General features: G+C 64.5%; 4 protein-coding genes and 1 pseudogene. 2 read left to right on the top strand and 3 right to left on the bottom strand.

What is annotated here, in order from left to right:
• Window positions 1–403 (top strand): annotated as a pseudogene (locus tag ACESL9_RS14620) (DNA ligase-associated DEXH box helicase); the annotation flags it as partial.
• 100 nt (window positions 404–503) lie between these two features.
• On the top strand, window positions 504–1166 hold the full coding sequence (pdeM, locus tag ACESL9_RS14615; protein WP_372675064.1) for a ligase-associated DNA damage response endonuclease PdeM: 663 nt from the start codon (window positions 504–506) through the stop codon (window positions 1164–1166).
• A 61-nt stretch (window positions 1167–1227) separates the two neighbouring features.
• Here the strand turns inward: pdeM and folD are convergent, their stop codons facing one another.
• The 3 genes from folD to ACESL9_RS14600 all read right to left on the bottom strand — a co-directional run bounded on the left by folD (window position 1228) and on the right by ACESL9_RS14600 (window position 4663).
• Complete coding sequence (folD, locus tag ACESL9_RS14610) at window positions 1228–2145, bottom strand: bifunctional methylenetetrahydrofolate dehydrogenase/methenyltetrahydrofolate cyclohydrolase FolD (protein ID WP_372675063.1); 918 nt, start codon at window positions 2143–2145, stop codon at window positions 1228–1230.
• Window positions 2146–2251: 106 nt separating this feature from the next.
• Window positions 2252–3928: a formate--tetrahydrofolate ligase gene (locus tag ACESL9_RS14605; RefSeq protein ID WP_372675062.1), complete on the bottom strand. Its 1677-nt coding sequence runs from the start codon at window positions 3926–3928 to the stop codon at window positions 2252–2254.
• 135 nt (window positions 3929–4063) lie between these two features.
• Complete coding sequence (locus tag ACESL9_RS14600; protein WP_372675061.1) at window positions 4064–4663, bottom strand: MOSC domain-containing protein; 600 nt, start codon at window positions 4661–4663, stop codon at window positions 4064–4066.
• Window positions 4664–4944 lie beyond the last annotated feature (281 nt).

Raw genomic sequence — 4944 nt, 5'->3', positions numbered from 1 at the left:
CGAGACATGGCTCGCGGGCAACGCGGTGATGAAACGCACCTTCCGCGGCATCGCCACGATCGCCGGGCTGATCGAGCGCAACACGCCCGGCGCGCGCAAATCAGGCCGGCAGGCCACGTTCAGCTCCGACATCCTCTACGACACGCTGCTCAAATACGAGCCCGACCACCTGCTCATGCGCATCACCCGCGCGCAGGCCATGCGCGGGCTGGTCGATTTTTCCCGCATCGAAGCGCGGCTCATGGCTGTCTCAGGGATAGAGACAAGGCGCCTTGCCCGCGTCTCCCCCTTCGCCGCGCCGCTCTTTCTCGAGGTCGGCAAGGTGCCGGTCGAGGGCGCCGCCGAGGAACGGCTGCTGGCCCAGGAGGCCGAACGGCTCATGCAGGCGGCGGGCCTCGCCTGAGAGGCGCGCCGCCGACCACGTCCAATTTTCTTTCGAAGAAAATTGCCAAGAAAATTCGAATTTTCTTGCCCGCCCAACTGCACCCTGCAACATCCTCACCATGCAAAGCTATTCCTTCACCCTCGCTGGCGCTGAGCTTCTCGCGCGCGGCTCGGGCGCGCTTTTCTGGCCAGCCGAGAGCCTGCTATGCGTCTCCGACCTGCACCTGGGCAAATCCGAGCGAATCGCGCGCCGCGGCGGCAGCGCCCTACCCCCCTACGAGACGGGTGATACGCTCGCCCGCCTCGATACAGAGCTCGAGGAAACCTCCGCCAGAACCGTTATCTGCCTTGGCGACAGCTTCGATGACACCGCCGCCGCCGATGGGCTGATTGCGGATGAAAAGCTCTGGATCGGCCGCATGCAGGCCGGCCGCCGCTGGGTGTGGATCGAAGGTAATCACGATCCCGGCCCGGTCGATCTCGGTGGCACGCACCTGGCCAACCTGCCGCTTTCCCCGCTCACCTTCAGCCATATCGCCGATCCGGCCCGCTCGGGCGAGATCTCCGGCCATTACCACCCGAAAGCCACGCTCAAGGCCCGCGGCCGGTCCGTCACGCGACCCTGTTTCCTGCTCGACAGCGATCGTCTGATCATGCCCGCCTTCGGCACCTACACCGGCGGCCTGCGCAGCCATCACGAAACGCTGGCAGCCCTGATGCGCCCCGAGGCGCTGGCCGTCCTGACCGGCCCGAGCTCCAGCCCAATGCCCATGCCCCGCTAGAGTGGAAAAGGCGCGCAAGGCTCTCACCCGCGCGCCTTTCTTGATACGATAAATCAGCCTCTCAGGCTGTCAGCCCCTCGGGCTCTGCCAGCCCGTTCGCCCGGCAACAGGCGGTCACGGTATTGGCCAGCAGGCAGGCGATCGTCATCGGACCGACACCGCCCGGAACCGGCGTGATCGCCCCCGCACGCGCGGCGCAGCTTTCAAAATGGCAATCGCCCACGAGCCGCGTCTTGACGCTGCCGTCCTCGTTGGTGCCCTTTTCGGGCGCGTCGATGCGGTTGATACCAACGTCGATCACCGTCGCACCCTGCTTGATCCAGTCACCGGGGACCATCTCGGGCCGCCCCACGGCCGCCACGACGATATCGGCGCGGCGCACCACGTCCGCAAGGTCCTTCGTGCGGCTGTGCGCGATGGTCACCGTGCAGCTATCGCCAAGCAGGAGCTGGGCCATCGGCTTGCCGACGATGTTCGAACGTCCGATCACCACCGCGTTCATCCCGCTCAACGAGCCGTGGTGATCGCGCAGCATCATCAGGCTGCCGAGCGGCGTGCAGGGCACCATGCTCTTCTGCCCTGTTCCGAGCAGGCCGACGTTGGAGATATGGAACCCGTCCACATCCTTGGCCGGGTCGATCGCATTGATGACGAGATCCTCGTCGAGATGGCCAGGCAGCGGCAGCTGCACGAGGATGCCATGCACATCCGCATCCTTGTTGAGCTTGTCGATAAGCGCCAGCAGATCGGCTTCCGAAGTGTCGGCATCGAGCTTGTATTCATAGGAGTTCATGCCGACTTCGACGGTCATCTTTCCCTTCGAGCGCACGTAGACCTGGCTGGCCGGGTCTTCGCCCACAAGGACAACAGCCAGCCCCGGCGTGACGTCGTGCTCTTCCTTGAGCCGTGCCACATGGCCAGCCACTTTCTCCCGGACAGTCGCCGCAAAGGCCTTCCCGTCAATCAATGTCGCGCTCATCTCGGCCTCTTCTTCTTGCTTCAAATATCCTCGCCGAAGGCATGGAGCCTCCACGAGGCGACCCGGTCAAACGGGGCTCGATGCCCCTTTTGACCGGGCACGCACCTTAGAACAACCCTTCGATCTCGCCCGCGTCGTTGAGCCGGATCGATTCCGCCGCTGGCGTGCGCGGCAGGCCCGGCATGGTCATGATCTCACCGCAGACAACCACGACGAAACCCGCCCCCGCGCTCAGTCGCACTTCGCGCACCGGCACGGAGTGCCCGGTCGGCGCGCCGCGCAGCGTCGGGTCGGTCGAGAAACTGTATTGCGTCTTGGCCATGCAGACCGGCAGGTTGCCATAGCCCTGCTCCTCCCAGAGCTTGAGCTGATCGCGGATCTTCTGATCCGCAATGACTTCATCGGCGCGGTAGATCCCCTTGGCGACGCGCTCGATCTTCTCGAAGAGACTCAACTCGTCATTGTAGAGCGGGGCGAATTGCGACACGCCACTGTCGGCCACTTCGGCGACTTTCTCGGCCAGTTCCGCCGAGCCTTCCGATCCCAGCTCCCAATGACGGCTCACGATGGCTTCCGATCCCTGCGTGACAACGTAATCTTTCACCGCCTGCACTTCCGCGTCGGTGTCGGTCACGAAGTGGTTGATCGCCACGACGACGGGCACGCCGAAAGATTTCAGGTTGCCGATATGGCGGCCCAGGTTCGCGCAGCCCTCATTGACGGCGTCCACGTTCTCCTCGCCAAGATCGGCTTTGGCCACGCCGCCGTTCATCTTCATGGCGCGGACGGTGGCGACAAGCACGACGCAGTCAGGCGCGAGGCCCGCCTTGCGGCACTTGATGTTCATGAACTTCTCGGCCCCGAGGTCGGCGCCGAAGCCCGCTTCGGTGACGACATAGTCGGCCAGCTTGAGCGCCGTCTGCGTCGCGATCACCGAATTGCAGCCGTGCGCGATGTTGGCGAAGGGGCCGCCGTGCACGAAGGCCGGGTTGTTTTCCAGCGTCTGCACGAGGTTGGGCTGCATCGCGTCCTTGAGCAGAACGGTCATCGCGCCCTCGGCCTTGATGTCGCGACAGTAGACCGGGCTCTTGTCACGGCGGTAGGCGACGATCATCTCGCCGAGACGCGTCTCGAGGTCCTTGAGATCTTTCGCAAGGCACAGGATCGCCATGACTTCCGAGGCGACGGTAATGTCGAAGCCGTCCTCGCGGGCGAACCCGTTGGAAACCCCGCCCAGCGACGAGGTGATCTCGCGCAGCGACCGGTCGTTCATGTCCACGACACGGCGCCAGGTCACGCGGCGAGTGTCGATCTCCTGCGAGTTGCCCCAGTAGATATGGTTGTCCAGCATCGCGCTCAGAAGGCTGTGGGCGCTGGTGATGGCGTGAAAATCGCCGGTGAAATGCAGGTTCATGTCCTCCATGGGGACAACCTGCGCATGGCCGCCGCCGGCCGCGCCACCTTTCATGCCGAAGTTCGGGCCAAGCGAGGCCTCGCGGATGCAGACCATCGCCTTCTTGCCGTTGCGGTTGAGCCCGTCACCGAGGCCGACAGTCGTCGTCGTCTTGCCCTCGCCCGCGGGTGTCGGGTTGATCGCGGTGACGAGGATGAGCTTGCCGTTCTCGTTGCCCTGGACGGAATTGATGAAGTCCTGGCTGACCTTCGCCTTGTCGTGGCCGTAGGGCAGCAGGTCATCGGACCCGATGCCGATCTTCTCGCCGATCTCCTGGATCGGGCGCTTCTTCGCAGCGCGGGCGATTTCGATGTCGGATTTGTAGCTCATTGACGGATTCCCTTTTTCTCATCCGGCTTCCCTTGCCGCCTTCTACGCCCTCCAGCGCCCTCCCGGCGCTCGGAATCCGACATTTCCAGTCTCCCGAGCGGCGGGATGTCGCAGTGCGTGACGCCAATCGGAAACTCAGGCGCCCCGTGCGGCCGCCAGATGCGCCCAGGCCGGCTGGTCGGGCACATGCAGCGTGAGCACATCACCAAGCGCGATCTCCCCCTCCCGCTCGACCCAGGCCGTCACCCCGCGCCGCCCCTCGGCGGCAGACTTGAAGCCCTTGCCATGGCCTTCATGCGCCTGCTCGATGGGGCGCGCGGGCAGCATGCAGGGCCGGTTCTCCATGTCGACGACGAGTGTCGCGCCCGAGGGGGCCTGAAGCCGCGAGGAGGGCGGCACATGGGTGAAACCGGGAATGCCCTCGATCACCAGCGATGCGCCCATAAGCGCAGGTTCCAGCGCGTCCAGTCCCATCCGGGCGGCGATCTCGGCAATCTCCTCGGCGCTCAGGACGGAAAGCTGTCGCACATTGGCGATCTCGGTGCCGCGTGGGTGCTGACTCACCACGCGGCTGCACGAAGGGCGCGTGACACCGCCATGCGCCTCGCCTCCGATCCCGCCAAAGCGCAGCATCGCCCGGTCCAGCGCCTGCGATTGCAGCGCCGCCTCGCGGTCGCTCACGCGGCCGATCCAGCGGATTTGCGCGGTAAAGGATGTTGGGAGCAAGGCGGGCATCGGGTATCTCCTGAAATATCCCCGCAAAGTTGCCGTCGGGCGGCGCAAAGTTCAACAGACCTTTTCAAGACGTCGACTGCGCTGTCCCCGGCAGGGAACCGCGCCAACAAGCCCAAGGCGCTGTTGTCTTCATCAGGTTGGTCCAGATCTGGTCATGGATATTCTGGACCTCTTCACTGCAAACCTTGATGAAGACACCATTGCCCGAGACCAGAACATCCTTGGCGGTATCGGAGTTGAAAGAGACCCGGCATGCCTCCATCGGGTGTCGATGCGGCAAG

It is taken from the genome of Aquicoccus sp. (genome assembly GCF_041686535.1).
GTDB lineage: Bacteria > Pseudomonadota > Alphaproteobacteria > Rhodobacterales > Rhodobacteraceae > Aquicoccus.
The sequence above is the reverse complement of the archived record's forward strand: the minus strand, read 5'-3'. Positions and strand labels throughout refer to the sequence as shown.

What these genes read in the sequence shown, in the direction of transcription:
- pdeM (WP_372675064.1), top strand. Translation starts at nt 504, where the DNA reads ATGCAAAGCTATTCCTTCACCCTCGCTGGCGCTGAGCTTCTCGCGCGC.
- folD (WP_372675063.1), bottom strand. Translation starts at nt 2,145, where the DNA reads ATGAGCGCGACATTGATTGACGGGAAGGCCTTTGCGGCGACTGTCCGG.
- ACESL9_RS14600 (WP_372675061.1), bottom strand. Translation starts at nt 4,663, where the DNA reads ATGCCCGCCTTGCTCCCAACATCCTTTACCGCGCAAATCCGCTGGATC.
- ACESL9_RS14605 (WP_372675062.1), bottom strand. Translation starts at nt 3,928, where the DNA reads ATGAGCTACAAATCCGACATCGAAATCGCCCGCGCTGCGAAGAAGCGC.